The sequence below is a fragment of the Micromonospora sp. A200 genome, assembly GCF_029893845.1.
GTDB classification, from domain to species: domain Bacteria; phylum Actinomycetota; class Actinomycetes; order Mycobacteriales; family Micromonosporaceae; genus Micromonospora; species Micromonospora purpureochromogenes.
The window spans coordinates 156,825-177,936 of the sequence record NZ_JARXXY010000013.1 but is presented as its reverse complement, the minus strand read 5'-3'; the positions used below and the strand labels follow the sequence as shown (position 1 = coordinate 177,936).

Here is a 21,112-nt window from a genome sequence, read left to right as displayed (position 1 = left end):
CCCTCATCGCCCTGGCCATGCTCAGCCTCGGCGGCCACCGACCCCAACTACCCAACAGATGATCTACACCGACCCACAAACCCAGCAGAAGACCCGAAAAAAGGCCCCGGCCCGGTGTGAACCACCAGGCCAGAGCCTTGATCGTTGGTGCGCCGCCAGGGACTCGAACCCCGAACCCGCGGATTAAGAGGACACCCGCCTTGTTCTTGCTCATCGTCACACCGTCGGCAGCCGTCCCCTGCTGGCTTGGCTCATCGTGGTGTCTTGGCGGCGGGTTGGGGTCACGTAGGGGTCAGGTGTCGCCTGCGGTCCCTCGCTTGTAAGGCGCTTCCGGCATGAGTCGTAGCGTCCGCAGAGGAACCGGGGGTTAGCTCCGGACGCGTCATCCGGGCTGGATCCTCGCGCGGCAGCGGCTCATTGCTGCCGGTCGCCTGCAGGAGAGCCGATCACCGGGAGGCGTTCGAAGATGTAGTAAACGGGGACGGCGGCGATGATGGCCAGTGCCACCGGCGGGCTGACGAAGGCGACGGCGACCGCGGCCAGATACAGGACCGACGCTACCCCGAATTGCAGCCGCGCCTTCCAACGGGCCCGCTTCGGCAACGGCTGCCGGAGCCGCCCCGAACTCATGCTCCATTCGAAGATCCCGGCGAAGCTGAGCCCCATCCCCATGAAGGCACCCGCATACATAAGCACCGCCACTCGGGCGTCCTGCCCGCCCAGCGCGAGGTACTTGGCCACCGTCGCCGTCTCTACCGGGATGAGGACGACGAACACCATCAGGACGAGGTTGAGGAGGGCCAGCGTCCGGTCGACGGCGGCGACGTTCTCGATGAGGGGGTGATGGTTGACCCAAATGAGCCCGATCGTGAGGAAGCTGATCAGGTAGGCGACATATGAAGGCCAGTGGTCCGCGACTTGATGCAGGAGCGGGCCATGACCCGGGCCGGCCACGGCCAGGTTCAGCGCGAGTAGCGTGATCGCGACTGCGAAGACTGCATCACTGAATCCCTCCAGCCGTTTTCGGCTCACGCCACAGTTCTACCGCAACACCCCGACGTGCCGCGGGGATTCAACCCGGCCAGCTACCGCCGGCCCGGCCGCCGCAGATCCGAGGCGGGCCCGCCCACGCGACGTATGAAGGGCTCATCTATCTGCTGGCACGACACCGCGTCCCACCGATGCCAGCCCGGTCCAACGGCTCCCGAGCACCCGCCGAGCGACCACTCACCACCAGCAGACACGGAAAAGGCCCCGGCCCGGCGTGAACCACCAGGTCAGGGCCTTGATCGTTGGTGCGCCGCCAGGGACTCGAACCCCGAACCCGCGGATTAAGAGTCCGCTGCTCTGCCAGTTGAGCTAGCGGCGCTCGCTGACAACGGGGAGAAACGTTAACACCCCCGACCCAGCCCGCCGGGAGCACCCCACTAGGGGCGGATCACCACCCGCCGTCCCCGGAGTTCGCCCCGCTCCAGCATGCCGTGCGCCTCGCCGACCGCCGACAACGGCAGCGGCACGACCTCCCGCGCGGCCACCCGCCCGGCGGCCAGCATCCGGTTCACCAGGGCCGCGGCCGCGGCCAGCTCGGCGGTGGTGGCGTGGGAAATCGCGAAGCCGATGACGGCCCGGTTCCGGTAGAGCGCGCCGACCGGCAGCACCGGTCGGGTGTCGCCGCCGGCGAGCACCACGACCCGCCCGCGCACGGCGAGCAGCTCGATCGTCCACGCCAGCTCATTCCGCCCGGCGGTGTCGAGATACATGTCGACACCCTCCGGGCAGGCCGACCTCAGCCGCTCGACCAGGTCGGGAGCGCGGTAGTCGAGCACGTCGGCGGCACCGTTCCGCCGACAGAAGTCGGCATCGCCCGGCGACGCGGTGGCCACGACGCGGGCACCTGCGGTGGCGGCGAGCGCCACGAGCGCGGCACCGACGTTGCCGGCGCCACCCGCCACCACCACGGTTTCGCCCGGCCGGAGCCGGCCGTGGACGAACAACGCCAGGTACGCCGTGGCGACCGGGTGGAGCATGGTCACGGCGATCGCCGGGTCGACCCCGCTGGGCATGCGGTAGAGCCGGTCGACCGGCACCACGGCCTGCTCGGCGGCGCTGCCCTGCCGGCCGCCGTACCCCAGGCTGTTGCACCAGACCACCTCGCCGACGCGGAAGCCGGCAGCGCCCGGGCCCACCTCCGCGACCCGGCCGGTGAGATCACGGCCGACCACGAAGGGCAGCGGCAGCGGGGTGGGGAACGCCCCCGAGCGTACGAAGGTGTCGACGGGGTTGACGGTGGTGGCGATGACGTCGACCAGGATGTCGGTCGGGCCGGGACGAGGCGCCGGCAGCTCGCCGTACCGGATGTCTGTGGCCGGCCCCGGGCGCTCGATCCAGGCGGCTCGCATGCCTTCATCATCGACGACCCAGCCGCGCCTTGAACACGAAAAAGGCCCCGGCCAGGTGGAGGACCACCAGGCCAGAGCCTTTTACTGCTGGTGCGCCGCCAGGGACTCGAACCCCGAACCCGCGGATTAAGAGTCCGCTGCTCTGCCAGTTGAGCTAGCGGCGCTCGTTGGCAACGGAGAGAACATTAGCAGGTCCCTGAGCCGGGTTCCAATCCGATACCCGGCTCACCTGTTCGGCCGAGCTTAACGGGCAAAGGCCACGATATCGCTCGGCCGACCGCTTGGCGGGACCAGCGCGGCGGCGTCGATACGGCACCATGTCGCCAGGCACGCGAGAACTGAGGTGGGAATGGGCAGGTTCACGCGGGCCGGGGCGATGGTGGGTGCCCTGGCCCTGGTGATGTCGTTGGCACTGACCGGGTGCGGCGACGACCAGAAGAAGGCCGCCGAGTTCGTCGGCGGCGCTGCTCCGGGTACGGGCGCACCCGCCGCCCCGCAGGAGGCCGAGACCTCCGCGCCGGCCCAGAGCTTGACGGTGAGCCCGGCCGACGGGGCGAAGAACAAGCCGGTGAGCACCGAGATCAGCGCAAAGCTGCCGGGCGGCGGCACAGTCTCCTCGGTCACCCTCGCCTCCGCCGACGGCAAGCAGGTCGCGGGCAGGATGCGGCTGGACGGTTCCTCCTGGGTGCCGTCGGCTCCGCTGAAGTACGGCACCGAGTACACCGCCACGGTGACCGGCACCGGCACCGGCGGCGAGCCCCGGCAGGGCACCAGCACCTTCACCACCATGGCCAAGCCGAAGTCGATGATCAGCTCCGGCCTCTACCTCTTCGACGACAAGACGTACGGCGTGGGCATGCCGGTGGTCGTCGAGTTCCACCCGGGCATCCCGAAGAAGGACCGGGCGGCGGTGCAGAAGCGGATGTTCGTCAAGACCGACCCGCCGCAGCCGGGCGCCTGGCACTGGGTCTACAACGGCACCCAGGCCTACTACCGGGCTCCGGAGTACTGGAAGCCGGGCACCACCCTCGACGTTCGGATCGCGCTGGCCGGCATGCCGCTGAGCAACGGCCGCTACGGCAACGTCGACCGTACGGCGACCGCCAAGATCGGCCGGTCCTTCGTGATGAAGGTCGACAACAACACCAAGAAGATGACCGTGTACCAGGACGGCGAGGTGGTCCGCACCCTGCCGGTCAGCCTGGGCAAGAAGAGCACTCCCTCCTCCAGCGGCACCCTCGTGGTGATGGAGAAGAAGGAGAAGACGGTCTTCGACACCATGGACGACCCCGACCCGGACAACCGGTATCGCACCGACATCGACTTCGCCCAGCGGTTGACCTGGGGTGGCGAGTACATCCATGCGGCGCCCTGGTCCGAGGGGGTGCAGGGTCGGCAGAACGTCTCGCACGGCTGCGTCAACGTCTCGATGGCGATGGGCCGCTGGCTCTTCGCGCAGACGAAGATCGGCGACCCGATCACCATCAAGGGCACCGAGCGCCGCGTCGCCCCCGGCAACGGCTGGACGGCTTGGAGCCTGAGCTGGTCGGAGTTCGTCAAGGGCAGCGCCCTGCCCGTGCCGGACGGCGGCTCCGGCCCGCTGCTGTAGCACCCACCCGGTCGGGTCGGCGGTCACGCCGGCCCGACCGGAGCGGGCCCGGCCCGCGCCGGTCACTGGTGGGTGGGGGCCAGCGGAACCGAGCCGGTATTCGCACTCCCCCATGGGCGTGTTTCTGTTCACGGCCGGCAACCGACCGGCGCTCTCTCGCGTCAGTGGGAGAGGATGGGGCCATCGGGGACCACGACTGTGAGGGAATCATGCGAGCTACCCACCACCGGCTGACCCGGCACGCCGGGCGGCGCCGCGCACTCGCGGCGGGGCTCCTCGCCGCGACGCTGGCGCTCACCTCCGCCTGCACGGGCTCCGGCGACGACAAGCCGTCGAGCTGGCAGGGCAGCGGCGAGAGCGCCCCGAAGGCCGCGGCCACCATCGTCGAGCCCAAGGCCGACGCGACCGACGTCCCGGCCTCCACCGGCATCACCTTCGCCACGAAGGACGCCAAGGAGACCAGCGTCGAGCTCACGGACGCCGGCGGCAAGGCCGTCGAGGGCGAGCTGGCCGCCGACGGCAAGAGCTGGCTCCCCGCGGGCGCCCTGGAGTACGGCGAGAAGTACACCGCCACCGTCACGGCGACCGGTGACGACGGCAAGCCGGCCACCGCGACCAGCGCCTTCACCGTGATGGCCAAGCCCGACAAGCAGGTACGGATCACCAGCTTCCTCGGCGACAACCAGGTGGTCGGGGTGGGCATGCCGCTGATCGTCCGGTTCGGCCGGGCCATCCCCGAGGACTACCGCGACGACGTCCAGCGTCGGATGACCGTCACGACCACGCCGGCGCAGGAGGGGATCTGGCACTGGTCCAGCCCCACCGAGGTCCGCTACCGCCCGAAGGAGTTCTGGCAGTCGGGCACCACCGTGTCGTACCGGGTGCAGGCCGGCGGGCTGCCGATGGGCGACGGCTGGTACGGCCGCTCCGACCTGACCGTCGACGTCAAGATCGGCCCGTCGCTGGTGATGCAGGTGGACAACAAGACCAAGCGGATGACCGTCACCAGGGACGGCAAGGTCGTCAAGACGATCCTGGTCAGCCTCGGCAAGAAGACCACCCCGTCGTCCAGCGGGACGATGGTGGTGATCGAGAAGCTCCGCAAGACGGTCTTCGACACGCTGGAGGAGCTGGGCCCCGAGGAGGGGTACCGGACGAAGATCGACTACGCCCAGCGGCTCACCTGGGGCGGCGAGTTCATCCACGCCGCGCCCTGGTCGGAGAGGAAGCAGGGTCGGGTCAACGTCTCGCACGGCTGCGTGAACGTCTCGATGGCCGACGGCAAGTGGCTCTTCGAGAACACCCGCATCGGCGACCCGATCACGGTCAAGGGCACCGAGCGCAAGCTCCAGAACGGCAACGGCTGGACCGACTGGAACATGAGCTGGGACGACTACGTCAAGGGCAGCGCCGTGCCGTACGAGGAGCCGGCGGCCACTCCGAGCCCGGAGGCCACCCCCGGGGACGAGGCTCCCAGCGTGGACCCCACCCCCTGACCGGCCCGGACACGACGAAGGCCCCCTCCGCGAGGAGGGGGCCTTCGTGTCTGGGGTGACTGATGGGAATTGAACCCACGACAACCGGGACCACAACCCGGTGCTCTGCCAACTGAGCTACAGCCACCGTGCCTTCCGCGCCGGTCGCCCGGGCGGTGCGGACTAATAATAGCCACACCCCGGCCGCCCCCGTCCAGCGGGTTGCGCACCACACGCCCGCGCGGGCCGTCGCCCCGGTCTACAGCTGGGCGGCGATCCCCTTGGCCGTCTCCACGTCCGGTCCGGGCAGGGGTACGAAGATCGTCCGCCGGTAGTACTCCAGCTCGCGGATGCTCTCCCGGATGTCGGCCAGCGCCCGGTGGGCGAGGCCCTTCTGCGGCTGGCCGAAGTACACCCGGGGGTACCAGCGCCGGGTCAGCTCCTTGATCGAGGACACGTCGATCATGCGGTAGTGCAGGTGGGCGTCGAGGCGGGGCATGTCCCGGGCGATGAAGCCCCGGTCGGTGGCGATCGAGTTGCCGCACAGCGGGGCGGTACGCGGGTCCTTGACGTGGCTGGTGACGTACTCCAGCACCAGGTCCTCGGCTTCGGCCAGGGTGACGGTGGAGCGCCGCACCTCCTCGGTCAGCCCGGACTTGCCGTGCATCGTGGCCACGATCTCCGGCATCGCCGCCAGGGCCGCCTCGTCGGCGTGGATGACCACGTCGACCCCCTCGCCCAGCACGTTGAGGTCGGGATCGGTGACGAGCGCGGCGACCTCGATCAGCGCGTCGCCGGCGAGATCCAGCCCGGTCATCTCACAGTCGATCCAGACGAGAAGGTCAGCCACCGGGACAGACTAGCCGCAGCCCAGGTGTCGCGCCTCGGCACCGGCGGCGGAGCGGACCGCTAGGGTTTCCCCGTGCCAGCAGAACCGGTCGCGCCACCCGCTGTCAGCTCCGACGAACAGGGGGGCCGGACGGTCCGTCGGGTCGTCACGGTGCTGGCGCTGGCCGCCGTGCTGCCGGCCCTGTACCTGCCCGGCATGGTGCACGACTTCTTCGACCTGAAGATCTACATGCGGGCGATGGACTGGTGGTCGTCCGGGCACCCGCTCTACGACTACGTGCAGCCGGACCGGGTCCAGGGCGAGCTGTACTTCACCTATCCGCCGTTCAGCGCGCTGCTGCTGCGGCCGTTCGCGATGCTCCCGCTGGGCGTGACGATCGCCGTCTTCACCGTCCTGACCGCGATCGGCGTGATCGTGACCACCCGGTGGCTGGTCGGCCCGGTGATCGAACGGCACGGGCTGCCCCGGACGTTCACCCTCACCGTGGCGGTGCTGCTGGTGTTCGCGGTGGAGAGCACCCGGGAGACGATCACCTTCGGGCAGATCAACATGCTGCTGGTGGTGCTGATCCTGGCCGACCTGCTCTTCGCCGTACCCAGGGGGCGGCGCTGGGCCGGGGTGGGCGTGGGGCTGGCGACGGCGCTCAAGCTCTTCCCGGGCATCTTCATCGCCTACCTGCTGGTGAGCCGGCGGTGGCGGGCGGCGGTGGTGGCCAGCGTCACCGCGGCGGCGGCGACGCTGCTGGCCGCGGCGTTCGCGCCCCGCGACTCCTGGCGCTTCTGGACGCACGAGCTGTGGGCCACCAACCGGGTCGGACGCACCGACTACACCGGCAACCAGTCGTTGTTCGGGCTGCTCAGCCGGATCGACGCGCCGGCCAAACCGAACCAGTTGCTCTGGCTGGCCCTGGTCGCGGTCGTCGCCGGGTACGGCCTGTGGCGGGCGGCCCGCGCCGCCCGGGCCGGTGACGAACTCGCCGGGCTGACCCTCACCGGGCTGGTCGGCGGCCTGGTCAGCCCGATCACCTGGACCCACCACATCTACTGGTTCATCCCGGCGGTGGTGGTGCTGGTGGACGCGGCGCTGCGCGCGGACCGGGACACCGTGGCGGGGGGCCGGCGGCGCCGTCGACTGCTCGCGCTCGCGGTCGGCACGGCGTTCGTGATCATCTACGGGGTGGTGTCCTTCTTCGACTGGGGCGTGGCCCCGGCGCGTACCGACACCCCGGCGGAGTTCCTGGTGCGCAACGCCTACGTGCTGCTGGCCCTGCTGTTGCTGGTGACGCTCCCGGTGCGCCGGCGGGCGGAGCCGACCCACGGATAACTTGCGCTAAATGGACAGATCTTCCAGTGGCCGACTTTCGCCGCTAATCTGGCAACACCTACCGCAGACGTCTGTCGGGTAGCACCGATCCCCCGGTGAGGACGGCCCTCCGCGTCGGCAGCGCGGCGGGCCGTTCGCCGTAATGGGTCAGTCCGTACCGGCGGGCCGGGGGTTCCCGGGCACCGGTTCGGCCGTCTCCTCGGGACGCTCCGGCGGCCACGGCGGCAGGTCGGCGAGGGTGGCCGGACGGCGCGCCGGCACCGCGCCGATGGCGGCCCGGGACCGCTCGGGTGCCCCGACCGACACCAACTGCCGCTCCGGCTCGGGCCCCGTGCCGAGGCCGCTGAGCGAGCTGACGCCCAGCCGACCGGCGAGCACCGGGACCTGGTCCGGCTCGACCACGAAGACCACCTCGCGCGGGCGTACCGGGCGCAGCAGCACCAGCACCGCCAGCACGATCAGCAGGAGCCCGCCGGCCAGCGCACCCCAGGCCACCGGGCGGAACCAGTCCGACCGCACCTCGGCCCGCAGGTCCAGGGCGAGGTCCGCGCCGCCGTCGGGGCGCATCACCACCAGGCTCAACCGGCGGCCGGCCAGCTCACCCGGGGTCCACTCGACCGCGCCGATCCCCTCGCGTACCCAGAAGGGCGCGTCGAGCGGGGCGGCCGGGACCGCGCCGGCGGGCCCGGCGGTGGGCGCGGCGCCGGCGTCGGTCAACCGGACCGGCAACGGCCCGCGGGCCAGCGCGATCCGGTCGACCGTGCCGTGCGGGACCGGGGCGAGCCAGCGGCGGACCTCGTCGGCGGGCGCCAGCCCGACGAAGGCCGGCCCGTCGGCGGTACGCGCCGTCAGCCGCAGCCTCGTCCCGCCGACCCGGGTGAACGGCGCCTCCGCGCGCAGCAGCGCGTCGACGTCCTGCACCACCACCGCCCGGCCCGCGCTGCGCACCGGCTCGAACCGGGCGCTGAAGGTGCCGTCGGTGCTCGCGTGCCCGGCGACCAGGCTGAGGCCACCCCCCGCCAGCAGGGCGGGGATCCCGACGACCAACAGCAGCATTCCGACGAGCGACCGCACGAACCGCATCCGTTCCGTCTCCTTCGGTGTCCGGGTACCCGGCAGACCTTACCGACGAGACCGCCACGATCTGCGCATATCGGTGGGGACGGACAGCCGCCGGCCCGCCGGAGCGACTCCGACGGGCCGGCGGGCGGAGCGGATCAGGCCTTCGGCGTCGCCTCCCGGCGGGTCCGGGCGAAGGCCAGTCCACCGAGGAGCAGACCGGCCAGCCCGGCCACCAGACCGGCGATGGCCAGCCCGGTCGCCGCCCCGTCGGAGTCCTCGTCGTCATCGTCGTCGGCCGCGGCCTGCCCGGCCGGCGCCGCTCCCGGCGTGGCCGAGGCCGATGCCGAGGCCGGGGCCAGGGTGAGCACCGGCGCCGGGTTCTCCGGCTCCTCGGCGCCGGGCGTCGGCTCCTCGATCCACCGCGCGACGTTGCCGTCGGAGTACGTCTGCAAGGTCTTGAAGACCATCCGGTCGACCTGCGGCAGCGGGCCCATCGAGACCGGGAACTCCTGGAACTGGCCGGGCTTCACCGCCGCGTCGCCGGTGGCCGTCCAGGTCAGCTTCGACACCGCCTCGGTGAGCTGGCTGCCGTGCACCTCGATCGGCGGGTCCACCTTGCGCTTCTCCACCGCCACCGTCCAGCCGGGCACCGGCATGGTGGAGACCGAGCCGACCGGCGCGTTCTCCGGCAGCACCACCTCGACCTTGGTGGTGGAGGCGGTGTCGCTCTCGTTCGGCACCCGGAAGGCGAAGCGGCCGTAGGAACCCTGCGCGGCCTCCTTCGGGTTGACGGTGACGTGCGCCGAGGCGGGCCCGGCGAAGCCGAGCACCGCCGTGGTGACGGCGGCGAGCGCGAGAGCGGCGGCGGTTGCGGGACGCCGGAGACGGATCATCTGTGGGAGAGCCTTTCTCGTTACCTGATCGGCACGGTGGCGGTCACCGTGGCCTGGTCGATGTCGGAGGTGCGGACGGTGACGCGCAGCTGCCACTCGCCGGCGCTCGGGAAGCTGATCTCCCCGGTCACGTGGTTGTCGGTCAGTGGCAGCAGCGGGATGTCGATCGGCTCGATGCCCGCCGACGGCAGCGCCGCGGTCACCTTCCACTCGGCCACCGGCTGCGGCCGGTTGTCCCTGGTGTACGCGTACAGGTGCAGCGAGTTGTTGCCCCGCTCGGCCGGATCCAGCTCCACCTGCAGCGAGTAGATCGGGCTGGTCAGCGTGGTGGAGAAGAAGCCGGCGGGGGCGCCGGCCACGTCATCGCCGGCGACCCGGGCCGGGGTGGTCTGCACCAGGGTGGCCGTCACCCCGAGCACCACCGCGGTGATCGCCAGCTCGGCCCAGATGGCCCGCCGCACCGGCACCGGGCGCTGCGCGGCGGTCCGCCGCCGCACCAGCCACCGGGAGTACGCGGCCACCGCCAGCACCAGCACGAACAGCCCCACCTTGGCCAGCAGCAGCCGGCCGTACGTGGTGTCGACGAGGGGCCGCACGCCGCCCACCTCGATCAGCCCCTGCACGATCCCGGCGAGCAGCAGCGCCGCCACCGCCAGCGCCGCCCAGCGGGACCAGATCGGCAGGATCGCCCCCAGCTCCCGCTCGTCGGCGCGGCGCAGCAGAAAGACGGCCAGCATCACCAGCCCACCCAGCCAGACCGCCATGCTGCCCAGGTGCACCGCGTCGACGGCCACCGACACGGCCGGCGCCGGGGAGGCCGCCGGGTGCCCGGCCAGCGGCCAGGTGAACAGCCCCGCCGCGCCCAGCACGGCCAGGATGAGCGCGTCACTACGACCGACCGGGCCCCGGGTCAGCGGGCGCAGCAGGAACGCCGCCGCCACGAGCAGACCCAGGCGGACCAGGTGCGCGGTGCCGTACGTGCTGCCGAGCATCTCGCTGAAGCCGGCCCCGGTGACGTCGGTCAGCCCACCCCCGGCGGTGTACGGCACCTGCAACCACAGCTCGGCCAGGGTGGCCAGCGCGAGCAGCCCGACTCCCGCCCAGGCGAGCCGGGCCGGGCCCCGGCGGGACAGCCGGTGCGGCCAGAGAGCGGCGAGCACCAGCGCCGGACCCACCACCAGCAGCAAACCCACGTAGCCCAGGTACTTCGCCACCTTGACCGCGTTCTCCACCACCGGGTTCGCCCGGCTCTCCGCCCCGGAGTCGGTGGGGGGCGTCGAGGGCGCGCCGACCGAGTAGGTGAAGGCGCCGGAGACCGGGTGACTGTCGGCGGAGATCACCCGGTAGCTCACCAGGTAGGTGCCGCGCGGCCCAGACGGCTCCACCGGCACGGTCACCAGCGCACCCTCGAAGGTGGGCTCGCCCCGGTCGGCCCGGGAGCCGTCCGGGGCGATCACCCGGATCTTGCCGGTGACCTTGCGCACCGACTCGCTGAAGGTCAGCACCACCTCGGCCGGGGCGCTCGGCACCACGGCCGAGGCGACCGGGCTGCTGCTGGCCAGCACGGCGTGGGCGCTGGCCGGGGCGGCCGGGGCGAGCAGCAGCGCGACGAGGGTGACCAGCAGGCCGGCGGCGGTACCCAGCCGCGCGAACCAACGACGATCGACGACGTTCATGCCGGCCATGCTCGCCGACGCGACGCCCCTGCGCCGACCCGACCCCGTACCGGCGCCGGACCGGTCCGACCCCGGCCGGGCGGCGGCGGGCGGCACCGGGGCCCTCGGCCTCACCCGCGCCCCGCCACGACCGCGCGCGACCACGGCCGGTCGGCCTCGCCACTGACCCGGCCGAGCGCCCAGAGCAGGCCGGCCTGCACCACGGCGGCCAGGTGGCCGACCTCGTGCACCAGGGCGGTGGTGGAGTTGGCGATGTCGACCACGCTGGTGCCGGCCAGGCAGAGCGCCAGCACCAGCGCCACCGGCAGGAACGCCCGGGCCCGCTCCGGTCGCCACGCGGCCAGCGCGAAACCCACCGCGAGGGCCACGTCGAAGGAGGCCATCTCCCGGCTGGTGTGCGGATCGGCGGCCACGCCGAGCCCGGCCAGCAGGATCGGCAGCGCGATGGCGAGCTGGGCCACCGCGGCCACCGCCACCGCGACCCGCAGCACCTGACGACGGGCGGCCCGGACGGCCGCCGGTGAACGCGCGGCCAGCACCGGATCGGCGGCGACCGCCGCCAGCACCCGGGCGGTCAGGTCCGGCACCTGCACGGAGCGGACCCGGGTGAGCCGGGTCACCTGCTCGGCGCGGGCCAGCCAGGACCGGCAGTCGGGGCAGGAAACGGTGTGCGCGTCCAGCGCCGCGGCCGGTGCCTGCGGGTCCTCGCCGTCCAGCCGCGCCGACAGCGCCACGCGTACGTCGTCGCACTTCATGAGCAGGTAGTCGGGTGGCGGGGCGGGAAAGTTCCCGACGTGGGCCGGGCCATAGAAAGGGCCGAACGACCCTGCTCGCCCCGGATACGCCGCGTAACCTCGGGTGACGTGATCCCCGCCCCGCGCGACACCACCGCCGGCCGCCCCGACGCGGCACCCGGCACTGCGCGCGACCCGGCGACGCACTGGGCGTTGCGCGCCCGCGACGGTGATCCCCCCGCCCAGGCCGCCTTCGTCCGGGCCACCCAGGCCGAGGTGTGGCGGTTCACCGCCGCCCTGGTCGACCCGGACACCGCCGACGACCTCACCCAGGAGACCTACCTGCGGGCGTTCCGGGCGCTGGCCGGCTTCGAGGGGCGCGCCAGCGCGCGTACCTGGCTGCTCGGCATCGCCCGGCGGGCCTGCGCCGACCATCTGCGCACCGTGATCCGGCGGCGGCGGCTCGACGAGCGGCTCGCCGCCCACGCCCACACCGGCCGCCCGCACCCGGACCCGGCCGGGCACCTCGGCGCCGCCGACCTGGTCCGCCGGCTGCCGGCCGAGCGCCGCGAGGCGTTCGTGCTGACCCAGCTGCTCGGCCTCTCGTACGCCGAGGCGGCCGCCGTGGCCGGGGTGCCCGTCGGCACCATCCGCTCCCGGGTGGCCCGCGCCCGGCACGACCTGGTCGACGCGGTCGGCGACGCGCTGGCCGGCTGAGCGGTGGAACCAATCGGCCGGACGCGACGACCAATGATCGTGACCGCACCCCGCATCCGGGCCGCCCGCTGGCCCGCCGTCCGCCCCTGGATCGGGCTGGCCGCCCGCCTCGGCCTGGCCACGGTCTGGCTCGTCGCCGGCGCCGCCAAGGTCGGTGACCTCGCCGCCTCCGGGCGCGCGGTCAACGCCTACCAGCTGCTGCCGTACGACGTGGCCACGGTGGTCGGCGCGGCGCTGCCCTTCGTGGAGCTGGCGCTCGGCGCGATCCTGCTGGTCGGCCTGGCCACCCGGCTCGCCGCCGGCGTCTCCGCCGCGCTGCTGGTGGTCTTCGTCACCGGCATCGTCTCGGCCTGGAGCCGCGGGCTGGCCATCGACTGCGGCTGCTTCGGCAGCGGCGGCCAGCTCGCCGCCGGGCAGGCCCCGAGCTACCTCCCGGAGATCCTCCGGGACCTGGGATTCCTGGCGCTGGCCGGGTTCCTGCTGATCTGGCCCCGCACCCCCGTCTCGGTGGACGGCTGGCTGACGGGCGAACCCGCCGTGGAGGACGACGATGAGTAGTCGCAAGGGGCAGCGGGACGCCGCCCGGGTGGTCCGCGAGCAACTGGCCCGGGAGGCCCGGCGCAGGCGCACGCTCTGGGCGTCCGTCGCCGCGGTCGTCGTGCTGGTGATCGCCGGCCTGATCGGCTGGAGCGTCTGGTCCAGCCAGCGCGCCGACGAGTTCACCGCGCCGCCCGGCGCCAACGACGCCGGCACCGGCATCGTGATCGGCGGCGGCCCGGTCACCATCGACCTCTACGAGGACTACCTCTGCCCGGCCTGCAAGCAGTTCCAGCAGGTCAACGGCGCCACCATCGACCAGCTGGTGAAGGACGGCAAGGCCCGGGTGGTCTTCCACCCGGTGGCCTACCTGAACCGCTTCTCCACCACGGAATACTCCACCCGCTCGTCGGCCGCCGCCGGCTGCGCCGCGCAGGGCGGCAAGTTCAAGGAGTTCACCGACGCGCTCTTCGCGCGGCAGCCACCGGAGGGCAGCGCCGGGCTCAGCAACGACGAGCTGATCGACATCGGCGCGGGCGTCGGCCTGAACCGGGACGAGTTCGGCTCCTGCGTGAAGGACGGGACCTTCAAGCCGTGGACCGAGAAGGTGACCGAGGATGCCAGCAGGTCCGGCGTCACCGGCACGCCGACCATCAAGGTCAACGGCAGGGAGGTCGCCGACCGCACCCCGGCCGGGATCACCGCGGCCGTGGAGGCGGCGGGCAAGTGATCCTCGCCCTGCTCCGGCGGGCCGGCCTGGTCGCCACGGCCGCGCTGCTCACCCTGCTCGCCCTCGCCACGCCGGCCGCCGCGCACGGCGCGGACGCCCCCGACGGCACCGACTACCGCATCGAGGCGACCGGCCTCACCCCGGCCCGTCCCGGCCTGACGGTACGTGCCGTCGAGGCGGGCGCCCGGCTGGAGCTGGTCAACCGCACCGGCCGGGACGTCGAGGTGATCGGCTACTCGGGTGAGCCGTACCTGCGGGTGGGGCCGGCAGGCGCGTACGAGAACAGCCGCTCCCCGGCGACGTACCTCAACCGGACGCTGGCCGGCGACACCACGCTGCCGCCCGAGGCGGACCCGGCCGCGCCGCCGCAGTGGCGGCGGATCGCCGACGAGCCGCGGGTGCGCTGGCACGACCAGCGGACCCAGTGGCGGGAATCCGGGCCGCCGGCCCAGGCCGTCGCCGACCCGAACCGGACGCACCGGGTACGCGACTGGGCCGTGCCGGTCCGCGACGGCGCGGAGCAGGTGGCGATCCGGGGCACCCTGGACTGGGTGCCGCCGCCGGACCCGTACCCCTGGTGGGTGGCCGCCACGCTGGGCTTCCTGGCCGTCGCGGCGGCGGGGCTGCTGCCGGCCGGCTCGGTCGCCGGGGACCGCGCGCTGCGCGCGGTCGGGGCGCTGCTGGCGCTCGGCGGCGCGGCGGCGGTGGTCCTGGTGGTCGGGCGGGAGCTGGACGCCGGCGCGGAGGGCGTCGGCGGGGTGCTGGGCGGGCTGCTCAGCGGGCAGATCTGGCCACTGCTCACCGGGCTCGGGGCGATCGCCGCGGGCGGCTACGCGCTGGCCCGCCGGCCGGCCGCGGCCGACTTCGCGCTGGCGCTCTCCGGCGCCTGCCTGGCGCTCTTCGCCGGCGTCGCCAACCTCGGCGTCCTCTCCCGCGCGGTCGCCCCCGTCCCCTGGCCGGGGCAGTACGCCCGGCTGCTGCTCCTGGCGGTCCTGGTCGGCGGGGCCGGCGCGGTCGGCGCGGGGATCCTCCGCCTGCACGCCGCCTCCCGCACCGCCCCGACGGCGACGACCCACACCGAAGTCCCCGCCTGAACCGCCCCCGTCACCCGCGGCCGGTGCCAATCGGATCGGAGCGGGGCGTCAGGGGCGGGGCAGGAAGTGCGGGGCGAAGCCGTAGGGCAGTTCGAGGCGGTGCCGGGCCAGGAGGTCGGCGTCGCCGAGGATCTCCGGGGTGGGGGCGTCGGCGACGATGCGGCCGGCGTCCAGGATGACCGCGCGCTCGCAGAGTTCCGCCGCGTACGGCAGGTCGTGGGTCACCATCAGCAGGGTCACCGGCAGGCCGCGCAGGATTTCCGCCAGTTCCCGCCGGGCGGCCGGGTCGAGGTTGGACGAGGGCTCGTCGAGCACCAGGATCTCCGGGCGCATGGCGAGGACGGTGGCCACCGCCGCCCGACGCCGCTGGCCGAAGGAGAGGTGGTGCGGGGCCCGGTCGCGGTGCTCGCTCATCTTCACCGCCGCCAGCGCCTCGTCGACCCGCTCGGCCAGCTCCGCCCCGCGCAGCCCCAGGTTCGCCGGGCCGAACGCCACGTCCTCGGCCACCGTGGGCAGGAAGAGCTGGTCGTCCGGGTCCTGGAAGACGATGCCCACCCGGCGCCGGACCTCGGCCAGCTCGGCCCGGTCCCGGCTGACCGTGAGCCCGCCGACGCTGACCGTCCCCTCGGTCGGGGTGAGGATGCCGTTGAGGTGCAGCACCAGGGTGGTCTTGCCGGCGCCGTTCGGGCCGAGCAGCGCCACCCGCTCGCCGCGCGGCACCGTCAGGTCCACCCCGTCCAAGGCGAGATGACCGTCCGGGTACGCGTACCGGACGCCGCGGACGTCCAGGGAGACAGCGGTCTGCACGTACCCGATCATGTCAGGACGACGGCGGTGGCGGCGATGAGGACGGCCGCCAGCGGCACGGTCGCCGCGGCCAGCCACTGCCCGGCGCTCGCCGCGCCCGCGCCCTGCCAGACCGCCGGCATCCGCCCGGAATAGCCCCGCGACACCATCGCCAGGTAGACCCGCTCGCCGCGCTCGAAGGCGCGCAGGAACAGCGCCCCCACGCCAGCGGCGTAGCCGCGCAGCTGCCACAGGAAGCGCGGGTCGTCACCCCGGGACACCCGGGCCACCCGCATCCGGCGGGCCTCGCCGACCAGCACGTCCAGGTAGCGCAGCATGAACGTGGCGATCTGGGTGAGGATCTGCGGGCAGCGCAGCCGGTCCAGGCCGAGGATCAGGTCACGGGTCGTCGTGGTCCCGGCCAGCAAGAGCGACGCGAGTACGCCCAGAGTGCCCTTGGCGAGGATGTTCCAGCCGCCGTAGAGGCCGTCGACGGAGAGGCTGAGCCCGACGAGCTGCACCCGCTCCCCCGCGCCGAGGAACGGCAGCGCGAACGCGAACAGCACGAACGGCAGCTCGATCGTGGCGCGCAGCAGCAGCCAGCGCAGCCCCACCCGGGCCAGCACGGCGACCCCGGTGACCAGCAGGGCGTACCCGCCGAAGGCCCAGAACGCCTCGCGTGGGGTGGCCACCACGGCGAGCGTGAAGAGCACCATCGCCGCGATCTTGACCTCGGGGGCCAGCCGGTGCACCGGTGAGGCAGCGTCCCGGTAGAGCACGTGCGCGTGTCCCGCGCCCATCCCCGTACCCCTGCTCAGCCGGCGGTGCCGGCCGGCTGCCGGTCCGCGCGCGGGGTGCCGTCGGCGTCGTCCGGGCGGGCCGGGCCACGCCGGCGCAGCAGCCAGAAGACGCCACCGCCGACGGCGAAGGTCAGCAGCACGCCGAGCACCCCGGACAGGCCGGTGGAGAGGAAGCCGTTGTCCACTCCCCGGATGCCGTAGTCGGCCAGCGGGCTGTCGGCCAGCTCGTGGTCCTTCGCCTGCTGGGCCGGGCAGGAGCCACCGGTGATCTCACCGTCGGCGTCGACCGTGCAGCCCTTGAGCAGGGACGAGTCCAGCCCGTCCGGGTGCGACGAGGCGTAGTTGCTGACCACGCCGGCGAGCAGCAGCGCCACCAGCAGGCCGACCGCCACGAAACCCCAGGAACGCTTCCTCACCGGACACCTCCGACGGCCGGGACGGGCGCCGGCGTCGCCGGCTTCAGGGCGCGCAGCGCGTACACCAGGTCGGGCCGGACCTTGGCGACGGTGACCACGGTGGTCGCGGTGATCAGGCCCTCACCGATGCCGATCAGCAGGTGGACCCCGGCCATCGTGCCGGCCAGGCCGGTGATGTTGCCGCCCAGGTCGGTGGTGCCGCCCAGCCAGTACTGGAAGACGAAGCCCTGGGCCGCCACCACCACGCTGAGCAGCGCGGAGACGAACGCGGTCACCCCCAGCCCGGCCGGCGTGCGGGGCAGCACCCGTAGCAGCCCGGCGATCAACAGGTACGCCGCGGCGGTGCCGAGGATCGCCATGTTGGTGATGTTCAGGCCGAGCATCGCGACGCCGCCGTCGCCGAAGACCAGCGCCTGCACGACCAGCACCACCGCCACGCAGAGCGCGCCCACCCAGGGGCCGACCAGCAGCGCGGCGAGCGCGCCACCGAGCAGGTGCCCGCTCACCCCGGCGGTGAAGATCGGGAAGTTGAGCATCTGGACGGCGAAGATGAAGGCGGCGACCAGGCCGGCCATCGGGGCCAGCCGGTCGTCCAGGTCGCGCCGGCTGCGCAGCACGCAGAAGGTCAGCGCGGCGAGCGCGACGGCCGCGAAGAGCCCCGCCACGGGACCGTTGATGATCCCGTTCGAGATGTGCATCGCCAGGGTGTCCACACCGCGCAGCCTATTTGGCAGACCATGTTGTTGCCAACACTTGGCAACAAGCCATGCTCTTGATCACCGCGCGGCCGGCGCGCGTCGCCCGACGCCGTCCCGGACGGCGGTAAGGTCGCTGCCATGACCGCGCCCGACCGCCTCAACCCCGGCGACCCCGCCCCCGACTTCACCCTGCCGACCGACACCGGCGAGACGCTCTCCCTGGCCGACCTGCGCGGCCGCCGGGTCGTCCTGTACGCCTACCCGGCCGCGATGACCCCCGGTTGCACCAAGCAGGCCTGCGACTTCCGCGACTCGCTCGCCTCGCTCCAGGCCGCCGGCTACGAGGTCGTCGGCATCTCCCCGGACAAGCCGGCGAAGCTGGCGAAGTTCCGCGAGCGCGACGCCATCACCTTCCCGCTGGTCGCCGACGCCGACAAGGCGGTGCTCACCGCGTACGGCGCGTACGGCGAGAAGCAGATGTACGGCCGGACCGTGACCGGGGTGATCCGCTCCACGTTCGTCATCGACCCGGACGGGAAGATCGAGCGGGCGTTCTACAACGTCAAGGCCACCGGGCACGTGGCGAAGCTGCGGCGGGACCTCGGCCTCGACTGAGGTGTCACACCGGGCCGATACGGTCCGTGCGTGGTCCGATACAAGTACACGCCCGAGGCGCTCGCCGAGGCGGCCGCCGCCGCGCACTCCATCGCCGGGGTGATGCGGCTGCTCGGCGTCCGCATCAGCGGTGGGTCGCACGCGCACATCAGCCGCCAGTTGAAGCGGTTCGGCATCGACACCTCGCACTTCACGGGCAACGCGCACAACAAGGGGCGCCCGGGTCCACCCCGGGCTTCGTCCGAGGTGCTGGTCAAGCTGGCACCCGACGCACCGAGAACTCCCGGCTTCCGGCTCAAGCGGGCGCTCGCCTTCATCGGCCTGCCCGAGCAGTGCGAGGTCCGCGGCGTAGCGCTCTGGCAGGGCGCCCCGCTCGTCCTGCATGTCGATCACATCAACGGCGACTTCCTCGACAACCGCCCACCCAACCTGAGGCTGCTCTGCCCTAACTGCCACAGCCAAACGGCTACCTACGCCGGCCGTAAGAGGCGCCCAGGACCAAGGTACGAACAGAAGCCGGATCAAGTTCCCGGCGTGGCGGATAATCCGGCGATCGAGCGGGCAGAGCCGACCACGCCCAGCGGTCCGATCGATGAGCGGAAGCTTCTCACCCTGGTCCAGAAAGTCAGTAACGGCGAGCTGACCACGACAGAAACCGCCCGACGGATCGGATGCACGAGAGACCACGTCGGCAGGCTGCGCCGGCGCCTGGAGGCAACGGGAAGCATTGCGCTGGCGCCGCGCACAAAGGACCGCCCGGTGCGGCGACAGCTCCAGGAATCTGTCATCCGATTCGCCCTCGCACACCCTGAAGTCGGTTCCCGCAAGATCGCGCAGGGCCTGGCGGGAGCGGCAGGCGGCGTTCCGGTGATCAGCCATCAAACCGTGCATCGGATTTTGAAGGAAGCCGGGCTCACCACCGTCGAGGCCCGACGCTCTAAACTCGGCACGTCGGCGGGAGTGGCGTAACGGCAGCCGCGGTAGGTTTAGGTCCTATTGTCCGAAAGGACGTGGGGGTTCGAATCCCCTCTCCCGCACCAGGTGGCACTGTCAGGCGCGTCACCATCGCGGGCTCACGCCGCGCCGGTTCGTCAGGATTGCCGGCGTGAGTCTGCGCTTCGTCCTCGACCCCGATCTCACCCCTGACCTGTGCGAGCGGATCGTCGACCTCTGGGTCGACGTCACCAACGCCGGCGGCGCGGTCGGCTTCGTCGCCCCGGTCAGCGCCACCGAGGTCCGCCCGGTCGCCGAGCGGACCCTCGCCGACATCACCGACGGGCCGGACCGGCTGCTCGTCGGGTACGAGGACGACCGCCTCGTCGCCGTGCTGATCTTCGCGGACAACCGGTTCCACCTGAAGACGCACTGGGGCATCCTCAAGCGGGTGATGGTCCACCCGGACACCCAGGGCCGGGGCTACGGCCTCGACCTGATGCGGGAGGCGGCGCGCCGCGCCCCGGAGCTGGGCTGGCGGGCGCTGCACGTGACGGTGCGGGGCGGGCTCGGCCTGGAGACGTTCTACGCCCGGCTCGGCTACCGGGAGATCGGGCGGCTGCCGGGCGCGCTGCGGGTGGCGCCCGGCGACGACCGCGACGAGATCCTCATGTGGCGGGACCTGGACGAGCCGGCGGGCTGAGGGTCAGCCGCCGCAACCGGCCGCACGGGTGGGGTCCACCGGCGCCACCGCCGCGTCGAGCACAGCCGGCGGGGAGGCGGCCGCCGCGAGGCTGGGCGACGCCGACACCGACGGGAATGCCGACCGGCTGGGGCGCGCCGACGGCGACCGCGCCGGCGTGGTGGCCCTGGCGGGAGCGGCACCGCCGTACATCCTGACCGTGCTGCGCTGCATCTGGCCCGGCGCCATCCGGATGCCGGTGGCGGTGGCGCGGTGGCCGTACACGTCGGTGACCCGGATGGCGTACGGCCCGGGACCGGCGCCGGATTCGATCAGCCAGTAGTTGTAGTCCTGCCGCGCGGCGCCGCGCCAGACACCGGAGTTGCCCTGCCGCACCTCGACCGAGCGCAGCGGGTTGCCGTGCTGGCCGACGAGCACGGCGAACCACCACTGCGAGGCGCCCTCCTTTATCCGGAAGGTCAGCGGGCCGGGCAGCGGCGGGTCGACCACCGCGCGGTAGCTGATCCCGACGACGCCCTGCACCGGATCGGCGATCTCGGCGAACGCCTCCCGGGACAGGTCGACGTGACCGGGTTCGCACTCCGGGCACTGGTCCATGACCAGCACGCGGACGATCCCACGCGGACCGGTGACGTCGAGGAAGCCACCGCAGGCGGCGCCGGCCGCGTACTCGGACGGGCCGAGGGCGACGTACCGGCGGTTGGCCGGCGCGGACGGGTGGGAGCAGTTGCCGCCCGCGCCCTTCGAGTCGTAGAAGGTGGCTTTTCCCTTGTGGATGGTGCCGCCGGCGGGTGGCGCGGCGAGCGCCCGGGGTGCGGCGCAGGCGGGTGCGGCGCCGGAGCGCAGGGCCAGGCTGAGCCCCAGCACGGTGGCGAGCGCCGCGACGCCGCCGGCGGCCAGCCAGCGGGTACGGGCGGGGCGGGGGGCCCGGCGGCGGCCCGCCGTGGAACGGGGGGCGGAGTCGCCGGGAGCGCTGCCGTCGGTCACGCCGGTCGATGTTGCCGGACCGGTACGCCGGGCGCCAAGCCGGCTAAGCGAAAGCTAAGCCGGCCGCCCCAACGC

General features: G+C 73.0%; 22 protein-coding genes, 4 tRNA genes and 1 pseudogene. 11 read left to right on the top strand and 16 right to left on the bottom strand.

The genetic code is table 11. The features are described 5' to 3' along the window. The 5 genes from M2302_RS15200 to M2302_RS15180 form a co-directional block, all read right to left on the bottom strand. A partial coding sequence (locus M2302_RS15200; RefSeq protein ID WP_280838552.1) for a hypothetical protein occupies positions 1-214 on the bottom strand: 214 nt, incomplete at its 3' end. Between the two features lie 200 nt (positions 215-414). Continuing rightward, positions 415-1,032 carry a TMEM175 family protein gene (locus M2302_RS15195; protein WP_280838551.1) on the bottom strand — a complete coding sequence of 206 codons (618 nt, stop codon included), beginning with the start codon at positions 1,030-1,032 and terminating at the stop codon, positions 415-417. Between the two features lie 261 nt (positions 1,033-1,293). Then, positions 1,294-1,369 (bottom strand) — tRNA-Lys (locus M2302_RS15190). Between the two features lie 58 nt (positions 1,370-1,427). Next, a complete protein-coding gene (locus tag M2302_RS15185; RefSeq protein WP_280838550.1) occupies positions 1,428-2,399 on the bottom strand; it encodes an NADPH:quinone reductase in 972 nt (323 codons plus the stop codon). 88 nt (positions 2,400-2,487) lie between these two features. Further along, positions 2,488-2,563 (bottom strand) — tRNA-Lys (locus M2302_RS15180). 185 nt (positions 2,564-2,748) lie between these two features. On the opposite strand from M2302_RS15180, the gene M2302_RS15175 reads away from it, so the two are divergent. Continuing rightward, on the top strand, positions 2,749-4,008 hold the full coding sequence (locus M2302_RS15175; protein ID WP_280838549.1) for an Ig-like domain-containing protein: 1,260 nt from the start codon (positions 2,749-2,751) through the stop codon (positions 4,006-4,008). A 209-nt stretch (positions 4,009-4,217) separates the two neighbouring features. Further along, positions 4,218-5,504, top strand: a complete 1,287-nt coding sequence (locus M2302_RS15170) for an Ig-like domain-containing protein (protein WP_280838548.1) — start codon at positions 4,218-4,220, stop codon at positions 5,502-5,504. Positions 5,505-5,555: 51 nt separating this feature from the next. Here M2302_RS15170 and M2302_RS15165 read toward each other — a convergent pair. Next, positions 5,556-5,631 (bottom strand) — tRNA-His (locus M2302_RS15165). A 111-nt stretch (positions 5,632-5,742) separates the two neighbouring features. Next, positions 5,743-6,333 (bottom strand): oligoribonuclease, encoded by a 591-nt coding sequence (orn, locus tag M2302_RS15160; RefSeq protein WP_280838547.1) that lies wholly within the window; start codon positions 6,331-6,333, stop codon positions 5,743-5,745. A 72-nt stretch (positions 6,334-6,405) separates the two neighbouring features. Between orn and M2302_RS15155 the strand changes: the two genes are divergently transcribed. Next, complete coding sequence (locus M2302_RS15155; protein ID WP_280838546.1) at positions 6,406-7,656, top strand: glycosyltransferase family 87 protein; 1,251 nt, start codon at positions 6,406-6,408, stop codon at positions 7,654-7,656. Positions 7,657-7,932: 276 nt separating this feature from the next. On the opposite strand, the pseudogene M2302_RS15150 reads toward M2302_RS15155, so the two are convergent. From M2302_RS15150 to M2302_RS15135, 4 genes and pseudogenes are all read right to left on the bottom strand, one after another. Further along, positions 7,933-8,208 (bottom strand): annotated as a pseudogene (locus tag M2302_RS15150) (hypothetical protein); the annotation flags it as partial. Between the two features lie 665 nt (positions 8,209-8,873). After that, a complete protein-coding gene (locus M2302_RS15145) occupies positions 8,874-9,611 on the bottom strand; it encodes a YcnI family protein (RefSeq protein ID WP_280838545.1) in 738 nt (245 codons plus the stop codon). 20 nt (positions 9,612-9,631) lie between these two features. Then, positions 9,632-11,296 (bottom strand): copper resistance protein CopC, encoded by a 1,665-nt coding sequence (locus M2302_RS15140; protein ID WP_280838544.1) that lies wholly within the window; start codon positions 11,294-11,296, stop codon positions 9,632-9,634. A gap of 101 nt (positions 11,297-11,397) precedes the next feature. Further along, positions 11,398-12,042 carry a zf-HC2 domain-containing protein gene (locus M2302_RS15135; protein WP_280838543.1) on the bottom strand — a complete coding sequence of 215 codons (645 nt, stop codon included), beginning with the start codon at positions 12,040-12,042 and terminating at the stop codon, positions 11,398-11,400. Positions 12,043-12,150: 108 nt separating this feature from the next. On the opposite strand from M2302_RS15135, the gene M2302_RS15130 reads away from it, so the two are divergent. The 4 genes from M2302_RS15130 to M2302_RS15115 are packed head-to-tail and all read left to right on the top strand — an operon-like array spanning position 12,151 to position 15,099. Beyond that, positions 12,151-12,738: a sigma factor-like helix-turn-helix DNA-binding protein gene (locus tag M2302_RS15130; RefSeq protein WP_280838542.1), complete on the top strand. Its 588-nt coding sequence runs from the start codon at positions 12,151-12,153 to the stop codon at positions 12,736-12,738. A 33-nt stretch (positions 12,739-12,771) separates the two neighbouring features. Next, positions 12,772-13,296 (top strand): MauE/DoxX family redox-associated membrane protein, encoded by a 525-nt coding sequence (locus M2302_RS15125; protein WP_280838541.1) that lies wholly within the window; start codon positions 12,772-12,774, stop codon positions 13,294-13,296. Further along, a complete protein-coding gene (locus M2302_RS15120; RefSeq protein WP_280838540.1) occupies positions 13,289-14,005 on the top strand; it encodes a thioredoxin domain-containing protein in 717 nt (238 codons plus the stop codon). Before M2302_RS15125 ends, M2302_RS15120 begins: the two co-directional genes overlap by 8 nt. Then, positions 14,002-15,099 carry a hypothetical protein gene (locus M2302_RS15115; protein WP_280838539.1) on the top strand — a complete coding sequence of 366 codons (1,098 nt, stop codon included), beginning with the start codon at positions 14,002-14,004 and terminating at the stop codon, positions 15,097-15,099. The genes M2302_RS15120 and M2302_RS15115 overlap by 4 nt, the downstream gene beginning before the upstream one ends. A 48-nt stretch (positions 15,100-15,147) precedes the next feature. On the opposite strand, the gene M2302_RS15110 is transcribed toward M2302_RS15115, so the two are convergent. Genes M2302_RS15110 through M2302_RS15095 form a run of 4 tightly spaced genes read right to left on the bottom strand, consistent with a single transcriptional unit; the run spans position 15,148 to position 17,814 of the window. Then, entirely contained in the window at positions 15,148-15,918 is a 771-nt protein-coding gene (locus tag M2302_RS15110) for an ABC transporter ATP-binding protein (RefSeq protein WP_280838538.1), read from the bottom strand. Then, positions 15,915-16,685, bottom strand: coding sequence for a cobalt ECF transporter T component CbiQ (cbiQ, locus tag M2302_RS15105; RefSeq protein WP_280838537.1), 771 nt, complete (start codon positions 16,683-16,685; stop codon positions 15,915-15,917). The genes M2302_RS15110 and cbiQ overlap by 4 nt, the downstream gene beginning before the upstream one ends. Before the next feature lie 14 nt (positions 16,686-16,699). Then, positions 16,700-17,101 (bottom strand): PDGLE domain-containing protein, encoded by a 402-nt coding sequence (locus M2302_RS15100; protein ID WP_280838536.1) that lies wholly within the window; start codon positions 17,099-17,101, stop codon positions 16,700-16,702. Next, the gene (locus M2302_RS15095; protein ID WP_280838535.1) at positions 17,098-17,814 is read right to left on the bottom strand and encodes an energy-coupling factor ABC transporter permease; all 717 of its coding nucleotides are present in this window, start codon (positions 17,812-17,814) and stop codon (positions 17,098-17,100) included. Before M2302_RS15095 ends, M2302_RS15100 begins: the two co-directional genes overlap by 4 nt. 123 nt (positions 17,815-17,937) lie before the next feature. Between M2302_RS15095 and bcp the strand changes: the two genes are divergently transcribed. From bcp to M2302_RS15075, 4 genes are all read left to right on the top strand, one after another. Next, entirely contained in the window at positions 17,938-18,414 is a 477-nt protein-coding gene (bcp, locus tag M2302_RS15090) for a thioredoxin-dependent thiol peroxidase (RefSeq protein ID WP_280838534.1), read from the top strand. A gap of 30 nt (positions 18,415-18,444) precedes the next feature. After that, positions 18,445-19,383 (top strand): helix-turn-helix domain-containing protein, encoded by a 939-nt coding sequence (locus tag M2302_RS15085; RefSeq protein ID WP_280838533.1) that lies wholly within the window; start codon positions 18,445-18,447, stop codon positions 19,381-19,383. Further along, positions 19,369-19,454: transfer RNA gene (locus M2302_RS15080), tRNA-Leu, on the top strand. Before M2302_RS15085 ends, M2302_RS15080 begins: the two co-directional genes overlap by 15 nt. Before the next feature lie 65 nt (positions 19,455-19,519). Beyond that, positions 19,520-20,050, top strand: a complete 531-nt coding sequence (locus M2302_RS15075) for a GNAT family N-acetyltransferase (RefSeq protein WP_280838532.1) — start codon at positions 19,520-19,522, stop codon at positions 20,048-20,050. Between the two features lie 3 nt (positions 20,051-20,053). On the opposite strand, the gene M2302_RS15070 is transcribed toward M2302_RS15075, so the two are convergent. Next, positions 20,054-21,037 (bottom strand): expansin EXLX1 family cellulose-binding protein, encoded by a 984-nt coding sequence (locus M2302_RS15070; RefSeq protein ID WP_280838531.1) that lies wholly within the window; start codon positions 21,035-21,037, stop codon positions 20,054-20,056. Between the last annotated feature and the right edge of the window lie 75 nt (positions 21,038-21,112).